General features: G+C 71.1%; 21 protein-coding genes. 8 read left to right on the top strand and 13 right to left on the bottom strand.

Features of this window, described 5'->3' with window-relative positions; genetic code table 11:
* Positions 1-2: 2 nt before the first annotated feature.
* Positions 3-1,568 carry an MFS transporter gene (locus BC793_RS09660; RefSeq protein WP_109591366.1) on the bottom strand — a complete coding sequence of 522 codons (1,566 nt, stop codon included), beginning with the start codon at positions 1,566-1,568 and terminating at the stop codon, positions 3-5.
* 89 nt (positions 1,569-1,657) lie between these two features.
* On the opposite strand from BC793_RS09660, the gene BC793_RS09655 reads away from it, so the two are divergent.
* Complete coding sequence (locus BC793_RS09655; protein WP_109591364.1) at positions 1,658-2,416, top strand: TetR/AcrR family transcriptional regulator; 759 nt, start codon at positions 1,658-1,660, stop codon at positions 2,414-2,416.
* A 64-nt stretch (positions 2,417-2,480) separates the two neighbouring features.
* Here BC793_RS09655 and BC793_RS09650 read toward each other — a convergent pair whose 3' ends face one another.
* From BC793_RS09650 to BC793_RS09615, 8 genes are all read right to left on the bottom strand, one after another.
* Complete coding sequence (locus tag BC793_RS09650; RefSeq protein WP_109591362.1) at positions 2,481-3,059, bottom strand: GNAT family N-acetyltransferase; 579 nt, start codon at positions 3,057-3,059, stop codon at positions 2,481-2,483.
* A gap of 127 nt (positions 3,060-3,186) precedes the next feature.
* Positions 3,187-4,170 carry a succinate dehydrogenase/fumarate reductase iron-sulfur subunit gene (locus BC793_RS09645; protein ID WP_109591360.1) on the bottom strand — a complete coding sequence of 328 codons (984 nt, stop codon included), beginning with the start codon at positions 4,168-4,170 and terminating at the stop codon, positions 3,187-3,189.
* Positions 4,167-6,062, bottom strand: a complete 1,896-nt coding sequence (locus BC793_RS09640; protein WP_109591358.1) for a fumarate reductase/succinate dehydrogenase flavoprotein subunit — start codon at positions 6,060-6,062, stop codon at positions 4,167-4,169. The genes BC793_RS09645 and BC793_RS09640 overlap by 4 nt, the downstream gene beginning before the upstream one ends.
* Positions 6,063-6,073: 11 nt before the next feature.
* On the bottom strand, positions 6,074-6,868 hold the full coding sequence (locus BC793_RS09635; RefSeq protein ID WP_109591356.1) for a hypothetical protein: 795 nt from the start codon (positions 6,866-6,868) through the stop codon (positions 6,074-6,076).
* Positions 6,869-7,059: 191 nt separating this feature from the next.
* Positions 7,060-8,514: a TldD/PmbA family protein gene (locus tag BC793_RS09630; RefSeq protein ID WP_109591354.1), complete on the bottom strand. Its 1,455-nt coding sequence runs from the start codon at positions 8,512-8,514 to the stop codon at positions 7,060-7,062.
* Positions 8,511-9,947: a TldD/PmbA family protein gene (locus BC793_RS09625; RefSeq protein WP_109591352.1), complete on the bottom strand. Its 1,437-nt coding sequence runs from the start codon at positions 9,945-9,947 to the stop codon at positions 8,511-8,513. Before BC793_RS09625 ends, BC793_RS09630 begins: the two co-directional genes overlap by 4 nt.
* 31 nt (positions 9,948-9,978) lie before the next feature.
* On the bottom strand, positions 9,979-10,536 hold the full coding sequence (locus tag BC793_RS09620) for a Uma2 family endonuclease (protein ID WP_109591350.1): 558 nt from the start codon (positions 10,534-10,536) through the stop codon (positions 9,979-9,981).
* A gap of 71 nt (positions 10,537-10,607) precedes the next feature.
* Positions 10,608-12,368, bottom strand: coding sequence for a S9 family peptidase (locus BC793_RS09615; RefSeq protein WP_239169736.1), 1,761 nt, complete (start codon positions 12,366-12,368; stop codon positions 10,608-10,610).
* 93 nt (positions 12,369-12,461) lie between these two features.
* On the opposite strand from BC793_RS09615, the gene mshB reads away from it, so the two are divergent.
* From mshB to BC793_RS52250, 3 genes are all read left to right on the top strand, one after another.
* A complete protein-coding gene (gene mshB, locus BC793_RS09610; protein ID WP_109591348.1) occupies positions 12,462-13,328 on the top strand; it encodes an N-acetyl-1-D-myo-inositol-2-amino-2-deoxy-alpha-D-glucopyranoside deacetylase in 867 nt (288 codons plus the stop codon).
* Positions 13,325-13,831, top strand: coding sequence for a hypothetical protein (locus BC793_RS09605; RefSeq protein ID WP_239169735.1), 507 nt, complete (start codon positions 13,325-13,327; stop codon positions 13,829-13,831). The genes mshB and BC793_RS09605 overlap by 4 nt, the downstream gene beginning before the upstream one ends.
* 81 nt (positions 13,832-13,912) lie before the next feature.
* Positions 13,913-14,377: a hypothetical protein gene (locus BC793_RS52250; RefSeq protein WP_109591346.1), complete on the top strand. Its 465-nt coding sequence runs from the start codon at positions 13,913-13,915 to the stop codon at positions 14,375-14,377.
* A 3-nt stretch (positions 14,378-14,380) separates the two neighbouring features.
* On the opposite strand, the gene BC793_RS09595 is transcribed toward BC793_RS52250, so the two are convergent.
* Positions 14,381-15,343 carry a GNAT family N-acetyltransferase gene (locus BC793_RS09595; RefSeq protein ID WP_109591344.1) on the bottom strand — a complete coding sequence of 321 codons (963 nt, stop codon included), beginning with the start codon at positions 15,341-15,343 and terminating at the stop codon, positions 14,381-14,383.
* Between the two features lie 83 nt (positions 15,344-15,426).
* Between BC793_RS09595 and fdxA the strand changes: the two genes are divergently transcribed.
* Genes fdxA through BC793_RS09575 form a run of 4 tightly spaced genes read left to right on the top strand, consistent with a single transcriptional unit; the run spans position 15,427 to position 18,820 of the window.
* Positions 15,427-15,753 carry a ferredoxin gene (gene fdxA / locus BC793_RS51165; RefSeq protein ID WP_106316083.1) on the top strand — a complete coding sequence of 109 codons (327 nt, stop codon included), beginning with the start codon at positions 15,427-15,429 and terminating at the stop codon, positions 15,751-15,753.
* Positions 15,750-16,850: a succinyldiaminopimelate transaminase gene (gene dapC, locus BC793_RS09585; protein WP_239169743.1), complete on the top strand. Its 1,101-nt coding sequence runs from the start codon at positions 15,750-15,752 to the stop codon at positions 16,848-16,850. The genes fdxA and dapC overlap by 4 nt, the downstream gene beginning before the upstream one ends.
* Positions 16,851-16,870: 20 nt before the next feature.
* Positions 16,871-17,521 carry an SIMPL domain-containing protein gene (locus BC793_RS09580; RefSeq protein WP_109591340.1) on the top strand — a complete coding sequence of 217 codons (651 nt, stop codon included), beginning with the start codon at positions 16,871-16,873 and terminating at the stop codon, positions 17,519-17,521.
* Between the two features lie 51 nt (positions 17,522-17,572).
* Entirely contained in the window at positions 17,573-18,820 is a 1,248-nt protein-coding gene (locus tag BC793_RS09575) for a DUF4407 domain-containing protein (protein ID WP_109591338.1), read from the top strand.
* A 6-nt stretch (positions 18,821-18,826) separates the two neighbouring features.
* On the opposite strand, the gene BC793_RS09570 is transcribed toward BC793_RS09575, so the two are convergent.
* The 3 genes from BC793_RS09570 to BC793_RS48745 all read right to left on the bottom strand — a co-directional run bounded on the left by BC793_RS09570 (position 18,827) and on the right by BC793_RS48745 (position 20,724).
* Positions 18,827-19,438, bottom strand: a complete 612-nt coding sequence (locus BC793_RS09570) for a hypothetical protein (RefSeq protein WP_109591336.1) — start codon at positions 19,436-19,438, stop codon at positions 18,827-18,829.
* 324 nt (positions 19,439-19,762) lie between these two features.
* Positions 19,763-20,419 carry a hypothetical protein gene (locus BC793_RS09565; RefSeq protein ID WP_146246213.1) on the bottom strand — a complete coding sequence of 219 codons (657 nt, stop codon included), beginning with the start codon at positions 20,417-20,419 and terminating at the stop codon, positions 19,763-19,765.
* On the bottom strand, positions 20,416-20,724 hold the full coding sequence (locus tag BC793_RS48745) for a hypothetical protein (protein WP_146246212.1): 309 nt from the start codon (positions 20,722-20,724) through the stop codon (positions 20,416-20,418). Before BC793_RS48745 ends, BC793_RS09565 begins: the two co-directional genes overlap by 4 nt.
* Between the last annotated feature and the right edge of the window lie 114 nt (positions 20,725-20,838).

The raw sequence follows: 20,838 nt of genomic DNA, 5'->3' as shown, positions 1-20,838 counted from the left end.
TATTAGTACGGGCGTTCGATTCCGGCGGGTTCCACTTCCGGATCTGTGGACAACCTTTCCGCCTCTTCCGCTTCTGTGGATGACGGGCCGCCGGCCGCCGGGGCCGTGGCAGGCTTCGGTCGCAACACCGCGGCGGCCAGGACCGCGGCGGCGATCCCGCCCACCACGCCGATCAGAGAGGTGACCGCGATGGCATCCACGAAGGCGGCCCGTGCCGCGTCCGCCAGCCCGGCGTCCCCGGTCGCGGCCGCGACTCCCAGGGCGTCGCCCAGCGAGTCCCGTGCCGGCCCGGTCGTGCCCGGCGGCATCGCCGCACGGTAGGCCGTGGTCAGCACGCTGCCGAGCACCGCCACGCTGAGGGCGGCACCGACCTGCTGCACCGTGTCGTTCACCGCCGACCCGACCCCGGCCCGCTCCGGCGGCAGCGCGCCGAGCAGCGTGCCCACCGCCGCCGGCGAGGCCACCCCGCTGCCCATGCCGATGATCACCAGCGCCGCGGCCAGCTTGAGGTAGCCGTCCGCGTAGTCCAGGGACGCGAGCACCGCGAAACCGCCCGCCACCAGCAACAGGCCGGCCGTCAACGCCACCCGGGCACCGAACCGCTTGTCCACCACCACGCCGATGCCGTTGAACACCATCGTCGTCAGGAGCATCGGGATGAACGCCGCACCCGCTCTGATCGGCTCGTATCCGAGGACGAACTGGAGGTACTGCGTGATCGCCAGCATCACCCCGCCGGCCGAGAAGGAGAGCAGCACCAGCGACAGGCTGGCGCCCCGGAAATTGCGGTCGCGGAAGAGGGGCAGCGGCAGCATCGGCTCATCGATGCGGCGTTCCCAGAGGGCGAACCCGACCAGGGCGACCACGCCGATCACGAGCGCGCCGGCGGTGCGCAACGACTCCCAGCCGTGCTCAGGCGCCGAGATCACGCCCCAGATCAGGGCGGTCATGCCGATCGTGGAGAGCAGTGCGCCGACCGTGTCGGGGCGGGAGGTCGGCCCCTTGGACTCCGGGATGATCAGCAACGCGGCCACGATGCCGAGCACCGCGATCGGGATGTTGAGCAGGAAGACCGAGCCCCACCAGAAGTGCTCGAGCATCAGCCCGCCGAGCGCCGGGCCGCCGAGGGCGCCGAGCATGAGCACCGAGCTCCAGATGGCGATGGCCTTCTTGCGCTCGTCCTCGCCGAAGACGGTGGTGAGAATGGCCAGCGTGCCGGGCATCAGGAAGGCGGCGCCGAGACCCATCAGGCCCCGGACCGCGATCAGTTGCCCCGGTGTCTCGCAGACGGTGGCCAGCGCCGAGGCGCCACCGAAGACGACCAGGCCGATGACCAGGCCGAGACGGCGACCGTGCCGGTCGGAGAGGCTGCCGGCGGTGAGCAGCAGACCGCCGAAGACCAGGATGTACGCGTCGATGATCCACTGAATGTCGGCGGTGCTCGCGCCGAGGTCCCGGATGAGTGCGGGGATCGCGATGTTGAGCACCATGTTGTCCACCATGACCACGAGCAGGCTCAGGCAGAGAACACCCAGGATCAGCCACCGCCGCGGATGACGGTCAGCCATCGAGAAACTCCTCTCGTACAGTGTTCGCTTGGGCTCGAACACCGTACCAGTAGACTCGAACAGTGTACGAGCCCCTTTAGGATGGCCTCATGCCCGACTTCATCGACTCGGTGTGGACCCGACCCGTCCGAGCCCGTACCGGTCAGCCCACGCTCAGCCGGGAGCAGATCGTGCGCGCCGCGATCGAACTGCTGGACGCCGAGGGCGCCGCCGGCCTGAGCATGCGCCGTCTGGGGGCCCGGCTCGGTTCCGGCGCCACCTCGCTCTACTGGCACGTCGCCACCAAGGACGACCTGCTGGAACTGGCCGTCGACGAGGTGATGGGCGAGATCTACGTGCCGGAGCCGGGCGACGCCCCCTGGCGGATCGGCGTGTCGGTGATGGCCAACGGCATCCGGGCCATGCTGCTGCGCCACCCATGGGTGATCGGGCTGCTCGGATTGCGGCCCACGTTCGGGCCGAACGTCATGCGGATGGGCAACCGCACCGTCGCGCTGCTCTCCGCGGCCGGGTTCCGCGGACCCGACCTGTCCCATGTGAGCTCGCTGATCACCGCCCACGTGATCGGGTCGGCGACCACCGAAGCGGCGGCCGCGGCGATGGTCCGGCGGTCCGGCCGGTCGGCCGCCGAGATGCAGGAGAAGCTGCAGCCCTACGTGGAGACGCTGTCCGAGGAACACCCGGAGTTCGGCCGCTGGCGCAAGGAGGAGGGCGTCGCCGCGATGGACCCCGAGCGGGTCTTCGCGGAGAGCTTCGCCTTCGGCCTCGAGCGCATCCTCGACGGTTTGGAACTCTGGCGCACCCGCGAGGCGACCCCGGCCACCAGCGCCGACGCCGAGTCGGCCTGACGCCGGTCGGCGGACGCGGTCAGGCCGGCGAAAGATGCGGCCGGCGACGCGGCGCCCGCCGGTGTCAGCGGGCGGGGTCGGTGGCCAGGCGGGCGTGCAGGTGCATGTCGTGCCAGCCGTCGGCGTGCCGGGCCTCGGCGCGTTTGGTTCCCTCGGCGGGGAAGCCGGATCGTCCGGCCACCCGGCACGAGGCGGTGTTCGCGGTGGAGTGACTCAGTTCCAGCCGGTGCAGGCCCAGGTCGTGGAAGGCCCAGCTGGTCAGGGCTTCCAGCGCTCGCGGCGCGACCCGCCGTCCCCGGGCGGCCGGCAGCGTCCAGTAGGAGATCGCCGCCATCCCCTCGGCGAGGTCGATCCGGCGTAGCCCGATCTGGCCCGCCACCACGCCGTCGGCGACGACCGCCCAGCACGCCTCGGTCTCCGCGAGCCAGCCCGTCCGCCACCGGGCGATCCAGGCCAGGGCCTCGTCGTCGTCCAGACTCCGGCAGTGCCACCGCTGGATGTCCGGGTCGGCGAATCCGGCCACGACGGCCGCCCGGTCCGCTTCCGTCCACGCCCGCAGCAGCACCCCGTCACCGGTGATCGCCGTCTGGTCCATGGACGCGAGAGAGCCTGCCGGCAGCGCGGGCGTGACGAGGGAGGGCACCCGACGACTTTAGACCCTCGCCTCAGCCCGGCGGCCGCGTTGCGGCCGGGACCGGGCTGGGCGTCGCGGGGGAGCCACGGGACGGGGTGGCTCCGCGTGGGGCCGTCCGGCCCGTACCGGAAAGGGGTTATCGGTCCTTTTCCGGGTGGTGGTAGGTGACCTCTTCGGGCGGGAGCGGGAAGGTCATGTCCTCGCCGAAGGGGGAGAGGCCGCCCTGGAGGGGCGCGACGAGTTCGGCGATGTCCATGTGACCGTCGGGGCCGACCGGCGCACCCTCCGGCCGGCGGGCGCGGGAACTCGGGATGCCGCCGGAGGTGCCGGCCACCCCGGGGGTGGTGCTGGGCGCCATGTTGTCGGACCCGAGCTGGTCACGGCGCAGGATCTTGCGGCCCAGCCAGACCAGCGGGTCGTAACGCCGGTCGACCACGCGTTCCTTCATCGGGATGATCGCGTTGTCGGTGATCTTGATGTGTTCCGGGCAGACCTCGGTGCAGCACTTGGTGATGTTGCAGAAGCCGAGACCCTGGCTGGCCTGCGCGTACTCCTTGCGGTCGGACCGGTCGTCGAGCGGGTGCATGTCCAATTCGGCGGCGCGGATGAAGTAGCGGGGGCCGGAGAAGGCCGGCTTGTTCTCGTCGTGGTCGCGGATCACGTGGCAGGTGTTCTGGCAGAGGAAGCACTCGATGCACTTCCGGAACTCCTGGCTGCGCTCGACGTCGATCTGCTGCATCCGGTACTCGCCGGGAGCGACGCCGGGCGGCGGAGCGAACGCGGGCGTCTCGCGCGCCTTCTCGTAGTTGAAGGACACGTCGGTGACCAGGTCACGGATCACCGGGAAAGTGCGGATCGGAGTGATCGTGATGGTCTCGTTCTCTTCGAACGTCGACATCCGGGTCATGCACCCGAGCCGCGGCTTGCCGTTGATCTCCATGGAGCAGGAGCCGCACTTGCCGGCCTTGCAGTTCCACCGGCAGGCCAGGTCGGGCGTCTCGGTGGCCTGCAAGCGGTGGATGATGTCGAGGACGACCTCGCCCTCGTTCACCTCGACGTCGAAGTCGCGCAGGTCGCCGCCGGACGCGTCGCCGCGCCAGACACGGAAGTGGCGTTTCACTCTGCCTCCCTCTCGGCCAGTTCCTCATCGGTCACATACTTGGCCAGCTCACTGCGATCGAACAGGTCGAACAACTCGTCGCGCATCCGCGGCACCGGTTTGCGTTCCAGGTGCACCTCGCCGGTCTCCTCCAGCGAGCAGACCAGGTTGACGCGCCGCCACTCCGGGCTCATCTTCGGGAAGTCCTCACGGGTGTGACCGCCGCGCGACTCCTCCCGCTCCAGCGCCGCCTTGGCGGTGCACTCCGAGACGACGAGCATGTTGCGCAGGTCGATGGCCAGATGCCAGCCGGGGTTGTAGCGGCGGCCGCCGCTCGCGCTCACGTTCGCGACGCGGACCCGCAGCTCCTGAAGCTTCTTCAGCGCATCGGTCAACTCGCCCTCGCGCCGGATGATGCCGACCAGGTCACCCATCACCGCCTGAAGATCCTGTTGCAGGGTGTACGGGTTCTCGCCCCCCGCACGGACCAGAGGCGCGAGCGCCACCTCGGCCGCGGCGGCGACGTCGACCTTCGACGGCTTCGGCCGGGCCTGGAGCGTCTCCACATAGGCCGACGCGTGCTCCCCGGCCCGTTTGCCGAAGACCAGCAGGTCGGACAGCGAGTTGCCACCCAGCCGGTTGGATCCGTGCATGCCTCCGGACACCTCGCCCGCCGCGAACAGCCCCTGGACCGTGCCGAACGCCGCACCGGTGTCGGGTTCGACCTCGACGCCACCCATCACGTAGTGGCAGGTCGGCCCGACCTCCATCGGTTCCTTGGTGATGTCGACGTCGGCCAGCTCCTTGAACTGGTGGTGCATCGACGGCAGCCGCCGGATGATCTGCTCGGCCGGCATCCGGCTGGCGATGTCCAGGAAGACCCCGCCGGCTGGACTGCCCCGGCCCGCCTTGACCTCGCTGTTGATGGCCCGGGCCACCTCGTCGCGGGGCAGCAGCTCCGGCGGGCGGCGGTTGTTGTCCGCGTCGGTGTACCAGCGGTCGGCCTCCTCCTCGGTCTCCGCGTACTGCTTGCGGAAGACGTCGGGGACGTAGTCGAACATGAACCGCTTGCCCTCGGAGTTGCGCAGCACCCCGCCGTCGCCGCGGACCGACTCGGTGACCAGGATGCCCTTCACGCTGGGCGGCCAGACCATGCCGGTCGGGTGGAACTGGAGGAACTCCATGTTGATCAGGGTCGCCCCGGCGCGCAGGGCCAGCGCGTGGCCGTCACCGGTGTACTCCCACGAGTTCGAGGTGACCTTGTAACTGCGGCCCACCCCGCCGGTGGCCAGCACCACGGCCGGCGCCTCGAACAGGACGAACTCACCGGACTCGCGGTAATAGCCGAACGCCCCGGCCACCCGGTCGCCGTCGAGCAGCAGCTCGGTGATCGTGGTCTCCTGGAACACCCGGATCCGCGAGTCGTAGCTGCCGGTCTCGGCGAAGTCCTCCTGCTGCAGCGACACGATCTTCTGCTGAAGGGTGCGGATCAGCTCCAGACCGGTGCGGTCGCCGACGTGGGCGAGACGCGGGTACTCGTGGCCGCCGAAGTTGCGCTGCGAGATCTTGCCGTCCTTGGTCCGGTCGAAGAGCGCGCCGTACGTCTCCAGCTCCCAGATCCGCTCCGGCGCCTCCTTGGCGTGCAGTTCCGCCATCCGGAAGTTGTTCAGGAACTTGCCGCCCCGCATGGTGTCCCGGAAGTGCACCATCCAGTTGTCTCTGCTGTTCACGTTGCCCATCGCGGCCGCGGCGCCGCCCTCGGCCATCACCGTGTGCGCCTTGCCGAACAGCGACTTCGAGATGATCGCGGTGCGTTTGCCGGCGAGCCGGGCCTCGATCGCCGCACGCAGGCCGGCGCCACCGGCCCCGATGACGACGACGTCGTACAGATGCCGCTCGATCAGAGTGCTCATACGCCGCCTCCTCAGTTGATGATGCGCAGGTCGGGGTACCAGTCGGCGGCGAGACCCATGATGTAGAAATCGGTCAGCGCCAGGGTGCCGAGCGTGATCCAGGCCAGCTGCATGTGGCGGGTGTTGAGCTTGGACACCAGCGTCCAGAAGCGGTAACGGACCGGGTGCTTCGAGAAGTGCTTCAGCCGGCCGCCCGCGATGTGCCGGCAGGAATGGCAGGACAGGGTGTACGCCCACAGCATGATCACGTTGACCCAGAGGATCACGTTGCCGAGCCCCAGCCCGGTGGTCTGCGCGTGGACGGCGTCCCAGGTGTTGATCACCGAGATGATCACGGCGGCGTAGAACGCGTACCGGTGCGCGTTCTGGAAGATCAGCGGGAACCGCGTCTCCCCGGAATAGTTCTTGTGCCCGTCCGGCACGGCGCACGCCGGCGGCGACAGCCAGAACGCCCGGTAGTACGCCTTCCGGTAGTAGTAGCAGGTCAACCGGAACAGCAGCAGGAACGGCAGGGTGAACGCCGCCTCCGGGACCAGGAAGAACGCCGGCAGCGGGGTGCCGAACATCGCCGCGTCCCCGCACGCGTCCGTTATGCACGGCGAGTAGAAGGGTGTCAGGTAGTGGAACTCCTCGACGAAGAACCACTTGTGCATGAACACCCGGACGGTGGCGTAGGTGACCCACGCGCCCAGGCCGATAAAGGTCACCAGCGGCGCGAGCCACCACCGGTCGGTGCGAAGCGTCCGCGCCGCGATCGCCGCGCGCGCTTTGCCGCCGCCGCCCGGCCGCGTTGCCGTCGTCGTCATTCCATCTCCCTGGACAGTGCCGTGTGCAGGGCCGAGACGGACGGGGTCAGGACATGGCGATGCCCCACGCCGCCGTCGCGTCACGACAGTGATGTGGGGCACACGTTACGCCGAAGGTCTGACTCTTTGCGGACTGGGTCACAAAAACATCATCCCGGCGTGCAGAGATCATCGCCTATGAAGTAGTTGATCTATCCCGAGGCGTTGCCGGTGACGTTCCACTCGGCCAGGTGCAGGGCCGGCGCGGCATAGCGGGCCCGGCCCCACGACTCCGGCAGCAGCACCGTCTCGGCGCCGATCCCGAGCACCCGGCCCGGCCCCAGCGCCCGTGGGTAGGACTGGGTGAACCGCACATTGCTCACCGCCGACGTGATCTCGCCATCCTCCACCAGCCACACCCCGTTGCGGGTCAGACCGGTGATCACCAGAGCCTTCGGGTCGAGAACCCTCGTGTACCACAAATCGGTGATCAGCAGGCCCCGGCGCATCCCGGCGACCAGCGGACGGGCCGAATCGGCGATCGAGCCGGTGCCCCCGGTCCCCGGTGCGGCGCCCGGCACCGGTGCCGCCTCCAGCCGCAGGTGGGTGGCTTTCGGGCCCCATGAGCGGGAGACCGGCGAGGCGTGCCCGGTCGAGGCGGTGCCGGCCAGCGCCGCCGACGTGCGGTCGTGCGTCACCGCGGCGGTCACCCCCTCCCGCACCAGGACCAGCGGCCGTCGTGGTGTGCCCTCGTCGTCGAACGGCAGATCGGCGGCCGGCTCCTCGCGGCTGCCGAGCGGCTCGTCCACGATGGTCACCGATGGATCGAACTGCGCCGTACCCAGGTCGGCGAAGCTCTGCTGCTGGTGGTGCGCCTTACCGTCGAAGCCGAAGACCGCGAAGTTCTCCAGCAGGTCACGCACCGCGTCCGGCTCCAGGACCACCTCGTAGTGGCCGGGCGGCAGCTCGACCGGACCACGGGCGGCCCGGGCCTTCGCCGCGGCCCGGGCGCCGAGCACCGCGCCGTCCAGATCGGCCAGCCGGGCGGCCGCCAGCCGGGCCACCCCGTCGGCCCCGTCGCAGCGGGCGATGCCGTCCATCGCGGCCTCCGCCGTCCGTCCCTCGACGGCCTGGCCCGCGCTGTTGGCGAACGCCGCCGACACATACACCGTGCGGCAGTAGCCGGCCGTCTCCAGACCGCCGGCCGCCCGCACGAAGGCGCCGACCCGCTCGGCCCGCTCAGCCGGATCGGCCCGCGCCGTCGCCTCGTCGAACCCGAAGGCCAGCCCGGACCGCTCGCCCGACCCCGGGTGGCCGGCCGACAACCGCAGCGCCGCCGGCGGGGCCAGGCCCGGCCAGGACCGGTCGACCGGCGAAACCCGCACCGCGGCGAGTGTCCGCTCGACCAGGGTCCGCAGGCCGTCCGCGCTGGTCACGGTGGTCGAGCCACCCGCCGTACGCCCGGCGGCGTGCAGCCGCAACCGGACGCCGGTCGTGGCCGACGCCACGTTCTGATGAATCGTCGAGTTCGCGAACCGGGTCAGCGCCTCGGCGTCGTGCCGGACGTTCACCTCGGCCTCCGCCTCCCGCCCGGCCAGCTCCCGGACCAGCTCGATGACCCGGGCCGCCAGCTCCAGCTCGGCCCCGGCGCGACCACCCTCGCTCATCCCCGCACCCCCAACCGCACGTTCGTGAACCGGGCCGGCGCCGCCGGATGCCCGGTGTGCCCGATCTGGCCGGGCTGGCCCTTGCCGCAGTTGGGCGTGCCCCACGCGATCGTCTCGCTCGACAGCATGTCCATCGACTGCCAGAACCTCGGCCCGATCCCGGTGTAGGTCGGGTTGCGCAGCATCCGCCCCCGCTTCCCGTTCTTGATCTCGTAGCCGATCTCGCATCCGAACTGGAAGTTCAGCCGGCGGTCGTCGATCGACCAGGACCGGTTGACATCCATGAGGACACCGTCGTCGGTGGCCGCGATGATCTCGTCGAGAGTGTGCGGGCCCGGCTCCAGACCGACATTCGTCATCCGCACCATCGGCAGCCGGGACCAGCCGTCCGACCGGACACTGCCCGCGTAGTCGAGCCCGGCGATCGCCGCCGAGTCACGCCCGGCCAGCACACCCACCCACAGGCCGTCGCGGACCGCATGCCGTTTCACCGCCGGGGTGCCCTCGTCGTCGAAGCCGAAACTGCCCAGCGCGCCCGGGAACGTCGGGTCGATCGTGATGTTCATCAGCTCGGAGCCATACCGCAACGAGCCCAGCCGGCTCAGGTCCAGCCAGCTCGTGCCGGCGAACGCCGCCTCCCAGCCGAGAATCCGGTCCAGCTCGATGGCGTGTCCCACCGACTCGTGGATCTGAAGGGCCAGCTGCTCACCACCGAGCACCAGCGTCGTCTCGCCGGACGGGCACAGCGGCGCCGTCAGCAGCGCCCGCGCCTCCTCCGCCATCCGCGGAGCGTTGCCCACCAGGTCGATCTCCTCGACCAGCTCCCAACCGCGGGTGCCGAACTGGCCCCGATGCGACGGCCAGGACCGGCGCTGCACCTCGCCGTCACCGATCGCGATCGCGGTCACGCCCGCGCCGCACTCACGGATGTGCTGGTCGATGCGGTGGCCCTCGCTGGAGACGAACCACTTACGGGTGTCCCAGATCGCGTAGTTGGCCTCGGCCACGTCGGCGCCCGCGGCCTTCGCCGCCTCGGTCGCCCGGACCAGCAGGTCACCCTTGTCCGACAGCGGCACCCCGAGCGGATCGACCACGCAGTCGGAGGCCCAGCTCGCCACCACGGCTCTGGCCGGTACCAGATCGGCCGGAAGGCCCGGCACCGCGGCACTCGCGGCGGCGATCTGCGCGGCACGCCTCCCGGCGGCCCGTGCGGACGGTTCGGACAGATCGGGGACGGCATAGAAGCCCCACCCGGAGCCGACCAGGGCCCGCACCCCCAGCCCGGCGCTCTCGTCGAAGCCGAGATCCTCGACGTCGCCGTCACGTGCCGACATGGCCTCGGAGCGCCGCACCATCACCCTGGCGTCGGCATAGCGGGCGCCGGCGTCGAGCGCGGCCTGCACCGCCGCCCCCGCCTCATCGAAGTGGGTCATGACCCGACCCTATGCGCCGGGTGCGACAGTTTCAGCGAGGCGGCAGCAGATCCGCCGGATCGATGGTCGCGACCACGGGCTCGGTGATCTCCAGCAGCTCGCCGGGTGCGGCAGTCGCGTGCACCGCATACTCGGAGCCTTCGAGCTTGTAGAGGGTGAAGGTCGCGGTCTTCGGCTCGGCGAGCAGGTACCACGGAATGCCGGCATCCGCGTAGTACCGCATCTTCAGGACCCGGTCCGTGGTGGCGTTCGACGGGGAGAGGATCTCGCAGATCAGCCGCACATCTGAGGCGTCGACGACCAGCTCCTCGAAATCGATCATCGTGGTGATCGCGAGGTCGGGAATGGGAATCCGATTGGTTCCGACCCGCACGTTGATGGCCTCGTGGACGAAGAGGCCGATGGCCTCGGCCGACGGAGTCAGGATGAACGCCAACCTGGTGGAGAGGCGTTGATGAATCGGCGTCGGGCCAGGGGTCACGTGCAGGCTCCCGTCGAAAAGCTCGATGCGCTCGGGCGTTTCGCCGATGGCCAGGAACTCCGACTCGGTCCAGGTCCGGTTGTCGAGGTGGAGGAGGGCAGTCGTCATGGCGTCGTCTCCTGAGTTGTCGTGGGACCATAGTCCCATGCGATCATGCTCCATGACAACCTCCCTGGTGACTACCACCCTGTGAGGAAGGTTAGCTCCTCCTGGAAGGTCACGGCGGCCTGCGACGGGAAGCCGTCCAACTCGGCATCGACCAGCAGCACGTCCGCGGACGCCCCGGCCTCGTGCAGCGAGTGATGGGCGTAGACGTCGGAGCAGTCGTGCCGGTCGCCCAGATAGCGCTCGGCCACCGGCACCGGCAGTTGCGCCCAGTCGAGGACCGGCCGGTGGGCGACCGCCCGGTGGAAGATCTCCGGCCGGCGCAGGACGGCCATCGCCGCCAGCCAGCCGCCCAGCCCGCAGCCGCGCACCGCGACCCGGCCGAGATCCAGATCCGGGTGTTTGCCGTGCAGGGCGTGCAGGGCGTCGGCCTGATCGGCGAGCACCACGTCGGCCAGGCGCCGGTGGACCGCCTTCTCGAAACTGGGGGCCACTCCGGGCGTACCCCGGGAATCGATGCTGACCACCGCGAAGCCGGAGTCGGCGAACCGCTGTCGCTCCGCCCACGCCGTGGGGTCCGCGAGGACCTGCTGACGCCCGGGCCCGTCGCCCAGGGTGACCAGCACCGGAAGCCGGGTCCCGCCGACGTGCCCGGCCGGGTAGAGGACGGCGGCCGGCAGCCGCCGGTCGGTGACGCGCTCCAGCACCGGCTCGGGCGCCGCGGACGCCGACGGCGCCCCGGACCGCAGGGTGATCATCCGGTCGCCGTGCCACACCCGCCGGCCGGCGACCAGCACGTCGCCGCCCACGATCGCCCGGTCCGGGCCGGTGAGCAGCGTCACCCGGGTGACCTCGGGCCCGCCCCCGCCGAGTGCGGTGCGCACCCGGAACACCTCCCGCACCGCCGGGTCGCCCAGGCTGCCCTCGACGATCAGATCGGGCGCGCCGGCCGGCCCGCCGGGTCGCGGCAGGGTGCCGGCCACCCGCCGGACGTAGAGGCCGGGCGGGGTGAGCAGGCTGCCGTCGGCGAAGAGGCAGCGCGCGTCGAAGCCGTCGTGGGCGAGTTCGCCGCCGACCAGCACACGGCCGTCCGGCAGGTGCCGCGGCGTGCCCGGGATCGGTTCCACCCAGCGGGCGTCGGCGAGTTCGGCGTGCACCTGGGTCTCACCGGTGCGCGGATCGATGGAGAGGACCAGGCCGTGCTGCTGCATCCGGCGCAGCACGGTGATCAGCGGACCGCCTCCGGCCCAGTCGACCTGCGCCAGATAGGGGTAGGTCTCCCGGTCCCAGTGCACGTCGACCCAGCCGCCGTCCAGGTCGAGCAGATGCAGGCTGGCCGTCCGGGCGCTGCGCACGGCCAGGATCTGCGAGCCGTCCGGAGACCACCACCACCCTCGGGTACGCCCGAACTCGCCCGCCCACGTCCCCGGCATCCCCCAGGAGATCGTCCCGCCGTGCTCGCGCCACGCGTTGCCCGGTTCGCCGGCCAGCAGCCGGTCCCCGTCCGGTCCGGTGACGTGCAGCGAGGCCGTCCCGCCGGGGTCGGTGAGGTAGGCGATGGCGTGCCCGAGCGGGTCGGGCCGGGCGTCGAAGGCGGGGCCGGCCGTGGGCACCGCGGTGACCGCACCGGTGATCAGGTCGGCCCGGAGCAGCTCACCACCCCGCACGAGGGCGGCGACCCGGGCGTCGCGGTCGGTCGCGTAGGAGTCGACCGGCCCGGCGGCGACCCGGCGTTCCACCCCGGCGGGCACGTCGAGCAGCCAGAGTTCGGACGAGCGGAGGAACACGACTCGGGCACCATCGGCCCCGACGGTCACGGCGTACGGGTACTCCACGTCCCCAGCATCTCCGATGGGAGGCGACTCGCGCCGGGCAAACCGCGGGCTGGTGGGCCGAACCCGTCGGTGGTCGCGCGTACAGTATCCGCCGTGACTGACGAGTTGCCCGCCCGCCGCCTGCTGCTGGTCCACGCGCACCCCGATGACGAGGTGATCGGCACCGGAGCGACCATGGCCCACTATGTCTCGGCCGGCGCCCACGTGACCCTGGTGACCTGCACCCTCGGGGAGGAGGGTGAGATCCACGTCCCGGAGCTGTCCCGGCTCGCCGCCGCCGAGGCCGACCAGCTGGGCGGCTACCGCCTGGTCGAGTGGGAGCGCGCCTGTGCCGAGCTGGGCGTCACCGACCGCCGCATGCTCGGCGGCCCCGGTCGTTACCGTGACTCCGGCATGATGGGCCTGCCCACCAACGAGCACCCCCGCGCGTTCTGGCAGGCCGACCTCGACGAGGCGGCCGGCCACCTGGTCGAGATCATGCGCGAGATCCGCCCGCAGGTCATGATCACCTATGACGAGAACGGGTTCTACGGACACCCCGACCACATCCAGGCCCACCGGGTCGCGATGCGCGCCGCCGAACTGGCCGGCGAGGACGGGCCGACCAAGATCTATTGGACGGCCATGCCGCTGAGCGTCCTGCTGGACGGCATGGAGGCGTTCCGCGACTCGGAGAGCAACCCGTTCGCCGACGTGGAGAAGGTCGACGACCTGCCGTTCGGCACGCCCGACGACGAGATCGCGGCCCGCATCGACGGCACCGACCACTACGCGAAGAAGACCGCGGCGATGCGCGCCCACGCCACCCAGATCCCGGACAACTCCTGGCTCTACGGGATCGCCGGCGACTTCGGCGGCGAGTTCATGGGCGTGGAGTACTACACGCTCGTCAAGGGCACGCGCGGTCCCGGCTCGGGCCCGCACGGCTGGGAGAGTGACCTGTTCAGCGGGCTGGCATGACCGCCGAGACACCGGCCGTCGTGACCGGGGAGACGGCACCGGCCGGCCCGTCCGGCGACGTCGGCGACACCGTCGTCCGCGTGGCCGGGATCAGCATCGCGCTCCTCGCCACCGTGGTCACCGCCGTCCTCGAGTTGCAGCTGAGCGCGCTGCGGACCGGTGCGATCGGGGCGATTCTCGACGGCCGCTCGCCGTACACCGGGAGTGGCGCACCGCTGCCGCTGGCCGTCCCGCTGGCGATCGGGCTCAACCTGGCGATCTCCTGGTTCGCCGTGTCGACGACCGGCCGCCGCTGGGCGGCCGGCCCGCCGTGGGCGCTGTGGACGCTGATCATGCTGGCCGCCGCCGGCACCCGCACGTCCGAGGGCGACTACCTGGTCGGCGGGACGAACTGGGTGGCCCTGGTGACGATCCTGGCCGGGAGCCTGACCTTCGCGGTGTATGTGTACCGGATGATTCTGACTCCGTTGAACAGGGACAGCGAACTCTCAGGAAGCGTCTAGGAATCCCGGCGCACCATCCGCCAGGATGAGCGTTACGATCCCGCAACGCGGAATTCACGGTGTTCTTTCTGGGAGGACGAGATGAGGCAGCAGCGCTGGTTCCGGATCACGGTGCTGGCCGTCGCCCTGTTCGCGGTCAACGTGATCGCCCGGCTGGTCATCCGGTTCTCATCCGAGGACGGCAGCGGCCAGGGGACCGCCTCGATCGCCATGTTCGCGACGATCGTGGTGATCCTGGCCGTCCTGACGTTCCTCCGGTCGCAGCGACTGGCCCCGGGTGACTGGCTGCCCGAGGTCGGGTTCGGCGCGCTCGGCGGCATGGCACTGACGGTCCTGCTCGGACCGCTGGTCAGCGGCCACGGCCCGTTCGCGAACGGGGCCGGTGACTTCTTCGCCCAGATCTGGCTCTACGCCGCCTGTGCGGGCGCGGGCACGGCCATCGGCTACTGGACCGCCGTCATGCTCGGCCGTGACTACCGGTCCCGGGCGCTCAAGGCGTTCACCGAGGCCCGCAAGGTCCGCCCCCGCCGGGTCGTCGGCCGCTAGGGCCTAGGCCCGCGGAGCCTCCCGGGTCAGATAGGTGTGATGGGTGCTGAACCCGAGCCGGCCGTAGAGCGCGACGGCCGCCGTGTTCCGCTCCTCCACCTGGAGGTATGCGCGGTTGGCGCCGCGCTGGGACGCCCAGTGCGCCAGCGCCCGCACCACGTGCCCGCCCAAGCCGCGCCGGCGTGCGGCCGGGGCGGTCTGCAGCAGCGACACGCCGAGCCAGTGGTCCGGGCCGGTCACGGCGCCCCGGGCCACCGCCAGCAGCTCCCCGTCGCTGTCGCGGACGTGGGCGAACACCCGGTCCGGCACACCGTTCAGGATGGTCAGGGCGGCCGCGGGCAGAGTGCCCTTGTGGTCGGCGACCATCGTGTACCAGTCGTCGCCGGCCGCGTCGGCCAGATCGACCGGTGGCAGGTCGGTGCGGGCCGCGGCGGCCAGCATCGGTGCCAGCGGGGCGGTCTGCACCAGGGTCAGCGGCCGGCTCGTCCACCCGCGTTCGTCGAGGGTCGCGTTCACCGGCGCGGCGAGCGGCAGCGGCGCGTTGATCAGGGGCTGCTGGCCGCGCTCGCCGTACCACTTGACGACCGCGTCGATGGCGGCCTCCAGCGGGCGGTCCGGATCGCCGACGGCGAGCGCCGAGTTGGCCCGGCCGGTCCAGTTGTCCGCGGCGCGCAGCAGCCAGCCGCCGAGCCGGCCACGCACCGGGGCGGGCCACGCCTGGTCGGCGGCGAGTTCGAGCGCGATCACGGCGGCGGCGTGCGGCCGGCGTGCGGCGGGCACCCGCTTGGCCCGGTGCACCTCGCGCAGCGGCACCCGCAGGGTGCCTTTGTCGGTGGCGAGTGTGAGATCGGTCTCCGTGAGGTCCACGAGCTCACCGAGCGCGTCCGTGAAGAGCGTCCGGTCCCCGGATACGCCTACAATTCGCCGTACCACCACCCGGTGTCCCACATCCTGCTGTCGGAGCACGCATTACCTCCCTCGGCGGGAATACTAGGCTCTGCAATTTGTCGTCGGCGGTTCCCGCGGCGTGGCTTCGAAGGGAAAGATCCGTGACCTACATCATCGCTGAGCCCTGCGTCGATGTTCTCGACAAGGCATGCATCGAGGAGTGCCCGGTCGACTGCATCTACGAGGGCAACCGGATGCTCTACATCCACCCCGATGAGTGCGTCGACTGCGGAGCCTGTGAGCCGGTCTGCCCGGTGGAGGCGATCTTCTACGAGGACGACGTGCCGGAGCAGTGGAAGGACTACACCAACGCGAACTACGAGTTCTTCGAGGACCTCGGTTCGCCCGGTGGCGCCTCCAAGGTCGGCAAGATCGACAAGGACACGCCGTTCGTGCTCTCGCAGCCGCCTCGCGGGGACGCACACTGAGCGCTCTGTCGTCGGCCCTGCCGGACTTCCCCTGGGACCTGCTGGAGCCGGCCAAGAAGCTCGCCGCGGCACACCCGGGCGGCATCGTGGACCTGTCGATCGGCACCCCGGTCGACCCGGTTCCCGCTTCCGTCCGGCAGGCCCTCGCGGACGCCTCCGACGCGCCCGGTTACCCGCTGACCGCGGGCACGCCCCAGCTGCGTGCCGCGATCGCCGGCTGGCTGGCCCGGGAGTGCGGGGCGGGCGGTGACCTCGGGGTGCTGCCCACGATCGGTTCGAAGGAGCTGGTGGCCTGGCTGCCGACGCTGCTCGGCGTCCGGTCCGGCGACGTGGTCGTCATCCCCTCGGTCTGCTATCCGACCTATGAGGTGGGTGTCCGGCTGACCGGCGCCGAGGTGATCCGCTCCGACTCGCTCACCGCGATCGGCCCCGATCCCCGGGTCAAGCTGATCTGGATCAACTCACCGTCCAATCCGACCGGCCGCGTGCTCCCCGTGGAACACCTGCGCAAGGTCGTCGACTGGGCGCGGGAGCGCGGCGTGACCGTGGTCAGCGACGAGTGCTACGTGTCGCTCGGCTGGGAGACCACCCCGGTGTCGGTGCTGGACGACCGGGTGACCGGCGGCGACTACACCGGCGTGCTGGCCGTCCACTCGCTCTCCAAACGCTCCAATCTGGCCGGTTACCGGGCCGGGTTCATCGGCGGAGACCCCGCCCTGGTGGCCGAGCTGCTGACGGTGCGCAAACACGCCGGCATGATCGTCCCGGCGCCGGTGCAGGCCGCCATGGTGGCCGCGCTGACCGACGAGACACATGTGGCGCAGCAGCGTGAGCGCTACGCCGCCCGGCGCGAGATCCTGCGGGCCGCGCTGGTCAAGGCCGGTTTCGAGATCAGTCACTCGGAAGCCGGCCTCTACCTGTGGGCGACCCGCGACGAGGACTGCTGGACGACCGTGGACCGGCTCGCCCAGCGGGGCATCCTGGCCGCACCCGGCGCCTTCTACGGTCCGGCCGCGGCGAGACACGTGCGGATCGCGATGACCGCCACCGACGAGCGGGTGGCGGCCGCGGCCGACCGCCTGAGTGAGCCGTTCTGACGCAGAGGGAGAGTCTCGCCGTGGACCAGACGATCGTGACCGTCCACGGCGAGGCACGCCGTGAGGTCCCCCCGGAGCAGGCCGTCTTCTCGGTGACGGTGTCCGCACGGGACCGCGACAAACCCACCGTGGTCGCCCGCCTCACCGAGCGTTCGGCGGAGGTCGGAAAGATCCTCGACCGGTATGCGACGGCCATCGAGCGCCGGGAGACCGCCGGCCTGCACGTCTACGAGGAGTACCGCCGCCGCAGTGAACGCAGCGCGGTCCACTCCGGCTCGCTGACCACCACGGTCACCGTCGCCGACTTCGACCCGCTCGGCGAGATGCTCGCACGGCTCGCCTCCGGCGACGCGATCTCGGTGTCCGGCCCCTGGTGGCGGCTCCGGCCGGGCAGCAGAGCCGGCGCGGACGTCCGCCGGGAGGCCGTCACCGACGCCCTGGACCGCGCCCGGGAGTACGCCGCCGCGGTCGGCTCGGAACTGGACCGGATCGTCGAGATCTCGGACGCCGAGGCGGCCGGTGCGCACCCGATGGCGATGCGGGCGGCCGGCGGGATGGCCGCCGAGGCCGAGGACAGCGCCGCCTTCGACCTGGACCCACGGCAGCAGACCGTCGAGGCCCGCGTGCTGCTGCGGGTCACCGTCACGGAGCCGACCGTCCTGCGACCCTGATCCTGGCGAAAACGCCTCCGGGCGGCCGGGGAGTCGGTAAGACTCGGCTGCATGCGCAAGGGCCTCGGGCACCTGCTGCTGCGGGTGGCGAACGTGAATCCCCGAAGTGTCACCACACACTCGGACCGCGTTCTGTATCGATCGATCGGCGTCTTCATCCTGCTCTACTTCGTCTACGCGACGGTGGGCGGCGCCGCCTTCATCGACGCCAGCTCCGGCTACGCCCATCCGTGGTACCAGTGGGTGGTCGGGCCGCTCGTGGCGATCGGTGTGGTCGCCTATGACCGGGCGGTCGTGGGCCGGGTGACGATCAGCTACGAACGGCTGGACTCGTCAGACCCGCGGCACCTGCTGCGCCCGCCGACCCTCGGCCTCTATGTGGGCCGGCTCAGCCTGGCGCTGCTGTTCGCGGTCGTCATCACCGAGCCCCTGATGCTGGCCCGGTACCGCGGCGAGATCGAGGCCCACCTGGCGCGCGTGCACAGCGAACAGCTCAGCGACCTGGACACCGGCGGCGCCGTCGCCGGTTACACGGCCCGCATCGCCGAACTGCGCAAGGAGACGGCCGCCGACGACACCGCGGTCCGCCGCCTCGTCGACCGGGCCGCCCAGAAGCGCGAGGACGCCCGCCTCATGTACCGGCAGGCCCTCGACGACTCGGCCGGGCGTGGCGTCACCCGCAGCCCCGGCTGCCCCCGCAACGGCTACTGCCACCAGCTGGTGAGCCGCTCCCGGACCCTCGACGACCAGGCCGTCCGGCTGGAACGTCAGGCCGCCGCCCTGCAACAGGACCAGCGGGAGTCACGGGCGGCACGGGCCGGCGAACAGTCCCGGCTGACCGACCGGATCAGCGCCGAACGGGCCGCCAACGCCGAGGTGGTGCACGGCGACTCCGGCTTCGGCGCCCGTACCGCGGCGATGTGGCATCTGATCCGCACCGACTTCTGGGGCGTCGGCGTCTTCTACCTGGGGATCGCGCTGCTGATGGTGGCCCTGGACTGCGCGGCCATCGGGCTCAAACTCGTCTCCCGCGGCAATGCCTACGAACGGGCCGAGGCGAGGGTCGCCCGGCTCCGCGAGCACGAGGCGTCCCTCATGCACGAACGCGAGATCCACGACGCCCGGACGTACGGCGAGGCCACCGCCAAGGTGATCGCCGACGGCATCGAGGCGGCCGCCCACGACGGCCGTCTCGCACGGGCCGCCACCGACCGCGCCCGGCACGTCCTGCACGACGCGGTGGTCGTCGACCCGGCCCGCATCGAGCGCCCGATCCCACGCCACCGCATCAACGTCTGAATCAGATCATGGGCGTACGGCCTTCGCCCGCACCGGAACGGTGAACGTCGCCCCCTGGCATGCGGTGTCGCCGCCAGCCCGTACCGTCAGCGCGCCGTTGAGGATGAACGCGCCCACCGTGTTGCGCGGCACCTCCCACGACACCGGAAAACCCGGCTGCGTGAACTCCACCCGCGGGTCGGCGCAGCCGGCGTCCCGGTGCACGTCGTCGGGGACCGCCCGGCCCTTCCCGGGCAGGATCTCGGTGATGTGCACCGGTGCCCCGTGCTGGTTGGTGACGGTCACCGTCAGATTCCCCGGGATGCCGGGCCGCAGCGGCCGCCCCGGATCGGAGATGGCGCTGAGCGAGACCTCCACGACGGTCCCGGAGGCCCAGTTGTGCTGCGGGGCCGGACTGTTGAACCGCCAGTAGGCCCAGGCCGCACCCGCGTTCGCGAGCAGAGCCGCGATCGCCGCGGCACTGAGGATGGTCCGGGCCCGCCGGTCGAACCGTCGCCGCCGCGCCGGATGCAGCACCTCCCAGGTGGGTTCCTCATGGTCCGCGGTGTCGAGTTCCAGGTGCGCGGGCACCCGGCCGTCGCTGTCGGTGAAGCCGGGCAGGGTGTCGCGCCGATTCACGAAGCGACCTCGGTGGCAGCCGCCGCGCGGGGATCCCTTGGTTCGGGCATGCGGCTCGTTCCTCCTCGAGGGCCGGTGGGAAAGATGCCGGGTTCGGCGCTCATATAACGTTCCCCGACGCGGATGTCCGATGTGATCGGATTTCCGTCCGTCCTTCCAGCGCATAAATCGGACAGGTCTGCCGATACGGCTTACCCCTGCGGGGTGACGAAATCGACCGTCCGGCCACCCCCGGCCCGACGATCGATTCCCCGCGACAGCCGATCATTGCGGCCCCGCCGATCTATGCCTCCCACCGCGCCTCCGCCGGGGAAGCGCGACCCTCTACCCGCCGCCGCCCTCCCCGCCGTCGGCCGCCGAAGACGACGGCGAAGCACTGGCCGGCGCCACGGTTGCGGAAGGTGCGGACGACGTGGGACCCGGCTCGGGGTTCGTCGTCGGCGTCACCGCGCCGTCCACCCTTTCACCGTCGCCGTCCGGCACGACCCTTCTTCCCTTCTCCTCCACCTTCGCAACGGACCCCTTCGCCACAAGCCCGGCCGGACCCGGTGCCGTCGCACCGGGAATCGTGAGCTCATCACTCTTCGGGCTCGCCACCCCCGCCCACCGGTCCCCGGCCACGGCCCGCACCGTGTAGGTCACCGGACTCCCCGGCACCGCAGCCGTATCGGTACAGGTCAGGGTCGCCGCCCCCACCCGGCAGACCTCGTCCTGCGCCGTCCCCACCCGCCGGGTCACGGCATACCCGCCCACCGCCGCCCCCGACGGAAACCTCACACCCACCCAACTGATCTTCGGCACCCCACCGCTGGTCAGAACGGCCTCCGGCTTCCCCACCACCGGCAGCGTCTCGCCCTGAAGAGCCGCCCGTCCGTTGGCCGCCCCCACCGACCAACTGGCCCAAGCCGCCAACCCGCTACCCGCCACGATGACCACCGCCGCTCCGGCCACGACGGTCATCGCCGCGCTGCGCCGCCTCACCGGTCTGCCTTGGTGGCCGTGGCGGTGAATGCGAGCCGGAATGTCGCCCTCTGGCAGGCGTTCGCGACTGTATTCGGCATCCTCGCCTCGAACTCTCCGGCATCTCTGCGGCCGTGCGCCGGCGTAGTCAGCGGCAGTTTGCCCAGATAGGAGCCGACCGTCAGATTGGCCGACGTCGGCTTGCAGCGCCATTTCGAGGTCTCGGCGACATGCGCCTCGATGTGCTGAACCCTGATCGGAAATGGATATGGGTTCGTCACCGTCACCCGAGTGCGCCTGACGGCGCCCGGATGGAGGTCATCCATCGGGGTCCCGCTCACCGAGAACGCATAGGTTCGGCCGTTGGCCACTTCGACAGCGGACCCGTCAGTACGAGGAGCGGCCGCGATCCACACACACGCCACGGCCGCTCCGCCTGC

It is taken from the genome of Actinoplanes xinjiangensis (assembly GCF_003148685.1).
Lineage (GTDB): Bacteria > Actinomycetota > Actinomycetes > Mycobacteriales > Micromonosporaceae > Actinoplanes > Actinoplanes xinjiangensis.
Note: the sequence above shows the minus strand (reverse complement) of the source record. Positions and strands in the feature narration are given on the sequence as shown.

Bases quoted from the DNA above. Each gene is read 5' to 3' on its own strand.
- BC793_RS09630 (WP_109591354.1), bottom strand. From the start codon at position 8,514: ATGAGCGAGGGTGGTCGCGCCGGGGCCGAGCTGGAGCTGGCGGCCCGG.
- BC793_RS09635 (WP_109591356.1), bottom strand. From the start codon at position 6,868: ATGACGACGACGGCAACGCGGCCGGGCGGCGGCGGCAAAGCGCGCGCG.
- BC793_RS09660 (WP_109591366.1), bottom strand. From the start codon at position 1,568: ATGGCTGACCGTCATCCGCGGCGGTGGCTGATCCTGGGTGTTCTCTGC.
- BC793_RS48745 (WP_146246212.1), bottom strand. From the start codon at position 20,724: ATGGATGACCTCCATCCGGGCGCCGTCAGGCGCACTCGGGTGACGGTG.
- BC793_RS09575 (WP_109591338.1), top strand. From the start codon at position 17,573: ATGCGCAAGGGCCTCGGGCACCTGCTGCTGCGGGTGGCGAACGTGAAT.
- BC793_RS09620 (WP_109591350.1), bottom strand. From the start codon at position 10,536: ATGACGACTGCCCTCCTCCACCTCGACAACCGGACCTGGACCGAGTCG.
- BC793_RS09605 (WP_239169735.1), top strand. From the start codon at position 13,325: ATGACCGCCGAGACACCGGCCGTCGTGACCGGGGAGACGGCACCGGCC.
- BC793_RS09625 (WP_109591352.1), bottom strand. From the start codon at position 9,947: ATGACCCACTTCGATGAGGCGGGGGCGGCGGTGCAGGCCGCGCTCGAC.
- BC793_RS09640 (WP_109591358.1), bottom strand. From the start codon at position 6,062: ATGAGCACTCTGATCGAGCGGCATCTGTACGACGTCGTCGTCATCGGG.
- BC793_RS52250 (WP_109591346.1), top strand. From the start codon at position 13,913: ATGAGGCAGCAGCGCTGGTTCCGGATCACGGTGCTGGCCGTCGCCCTG.
- BC793_RS09655 (WP_109591364.1), top strand. From the start codon at position 1,658: ATGCCCGACTTCATCGACTCGGTGTGGACCCGACCCGTCCGAGCCCGT.